2 protein-coding genes and 1 pseudogene are annotated in these 2,015 nt (G+C 36.4%); all 3 read left to right on the top strand.

Annotated elements, in window-relative coordinates:
• A pseudogene (locus tag H7O61_RS07940) lies at positions 1 to 99 on the top strand (type II toxin-antitoxin system HicA family toxin); the annotation flags it as partial.
• Entirely contained in the window at positions 96 to 728 is a 633-nt protein-coding gene (locus tag H7O61_RS07745) for an IS607 family transposase (protein ID WP_187875643.1), read from the top strand. The pseudogene H7O61_RS07940 and the gene H7O61_RS07745, both read left to right, overlap by 4 nt.
• On the top strand, positions 715 to 1,944 hold the full coding sequence (locus tag H7O61_RS07740) for an RNA-guided endonuclease InsQ/TnpB family protein (protein ID WP_187875641.1): 1,230 nt from the start codon (positions 715 to 717) through the stop codon (positions 1,942 to 1,944). The genes H7O61_RS07745 and H7O61_RS07740 overlap by 14 nt, the downstream gene beginning before the upstream one ends.
• The last annotated feature ends 71 nt before the right edge of the window (positions 1,945 to 2,015 follow it).

Below are 2,015 nucleotides of genomic sequence, written 5' to 3'. Positions count from 1 at the left end.
TTATGTGAAAGATAAAATCAGGCAGGTTTTGCCTTTCATTCTGGCGAAATCTTGCACCCTAAAATAGTGAAAGAAATCATGGAAAATATCCTTAAATGAAATCTAAAGAAGTCTTAAAGATCTTAAAAATATCCCGTGTTACTCTTTGGAAGTATGTTAAAAGTGGAAAGATACGAGTTAAACAAGAACCCAATGGTTACTATATATACAACGATTCTGATGTCTATTCTTTAGCAGGAATTGAAGATGGTAGGCTGAATGTAGTTTATGCTAGGGTAAGCACTCAAAAGCAGAAACAAGACTTGCACAATCAAATAGAAAACTGTATCTCTTTTATAAATGCTAAAGGAATATCTGTAGATAGTATCTATTCTGATATTAAAAGCGGCATGTCTTTGGACAGAAAGGGTTTTATGGAACTTCTTAATGCGGTAATGGCGTTTAAAATTAAGGCGGTTTATATTTCCTATAAAGACCGATTAGCTAGATTGAGCTATGAGTTAGTAGAAAAGCTATTTAGCGATTATGGCACTAAAATCGTTATTATCAATCAGTGTGAATCAATCAGTTTAGAGCAAGAACTGTTTGAGGACATCATGCAAACAATCCATTCTTTTTCTATGAAGATGTATTCTAAGCGCCGCATTGCTAAAAAGTTGCTTTTAGAGAGTAAGGTTAATCCATCCTTGCTAAAATCTCTTAATGGGGAAACAGATGACCTTGACTGAACGCCATATTATTAGACCCACGCACCCCATTTTTAAACGCATTAAGGACTTTTGTCATCTGTCTAAAAACCTTTACAACTACGCTAATTTTATTTTAAGAAAGCATTACTTTGCAGGTTTTAAGTTGCCTACAGCCTACGATTTAATCAATCGCTTTGTCAAAGAAAGCCAAAGAGATTACAAAGCTTTGCCTGCCCAAAGCGCGCAACAGGTATTAATGCTTTTATCTCAAAATTGGAAAAGCTATTTAAAAGCCCTTAAAGCTTACAAACTCAAGCCTTCTAGCTTTCTAGCGCGTCCAAAAATCCCTAAATTCAAACCAAAAGATGGCGTATCTATAGGGGTTTTAACAAACCAGCAAACTAGCTTTACGAAAGGACGCATGACAAAAATTAAATTCCCAAAAAAAGCTAATTTAAAAAGACTTATCACTAAAATAAACCCTCAAACTTCTAGGCTAAAGCAAGTACGCTTAATCCCTAAAACCACTTGTTTTATCGTGGAAGTTGTCTATGAGCAAACCACGCACAAACTCCCACAAACTCATGGCATTGGCATTATGGGTATTGATCTAGGCTTGAACAACTTCGTAACTGCAATAGATAATCAAAGTAGTCCTTTTATTATCAAAGGCGGAGGGGTGAAGTCTGTCAATCAGTGGTTTAACAAACTCAAAGCCCATTATCAAGCCAAAGCCAAGACTTCAAATAAGCGTTTTTGGACAAAACGCTTAGGCAAATTAGCTCTATGGCGGGAGTGTAAAGTCAATGATTTTATGCACAAGGCGAGCGCCTATGTGGTGGGGCATTGCTTAAAAAAGGGCATTTCTACAATTGTCATCGGTAAAAATGATGGCTGGAAACAAGAGCTAAAGCTAGGCAAGAGAACCAATCAGAACTTTACTAATATCCCTTATGAATCCTTTATTGAAAAACTAGCCTACAAGTGCGCTTTGGTTGGGATAACTTTGCATACAACAGAAGAGAGATTTACGAGCAAGTGCGACCACTTGGCTAACGAACCCATGCAGCACCACGAGCAATATTTAGGTAAAAGAGTTAAACGAGGGCTATTTAAATCTAGCATAGGCAAATCCCTAAACGCCGATATTAACGGTGCAATCGGCATTTTAAGAAAAGTATTCCCTGATGCAGTGAAAACTCTAAGGGATAGCGGAGTAGTGTTTACTCCAGTAAAAATCTCGTTGGCGTTTTAAACACGATGGGAAAATTTACAAAAAATAACTTTTTAAATACTTTTAATAAGATTAAAGAGTTTTTTAGACAT

The sequence above is a fragment of the Helicobacter pylori genome, assembly GCF_014496965.1.
GTDB lineage: Bacteria > Campylobacterota > Campylobacteria > Campylobacterales > Helicobacteraceae > Helicobacter > Helicobacter pylori_CZ.
Note: the sequence above shows the minus strand (reverse complement) of the source record. Positions and strands in the feature narration are given on the sequence as shown.

Bases quoted from the DNA above. Each gene is read 5' to 3' on its own strand.
- H7O61_RS07745 (WP_187875643.1), top strand. From the start codon at position 96: ATGAAATCTAAAGAAGTCTTAAAGATCTTAAAAATATCCCGTGTTACT.
- H7O61_RS07740 (WP_187875641.1), top strand. From the start codon at position 715: ATGACCTTGACTGAACGCCATATTATTAGACCCACGCACCCCATTTTT.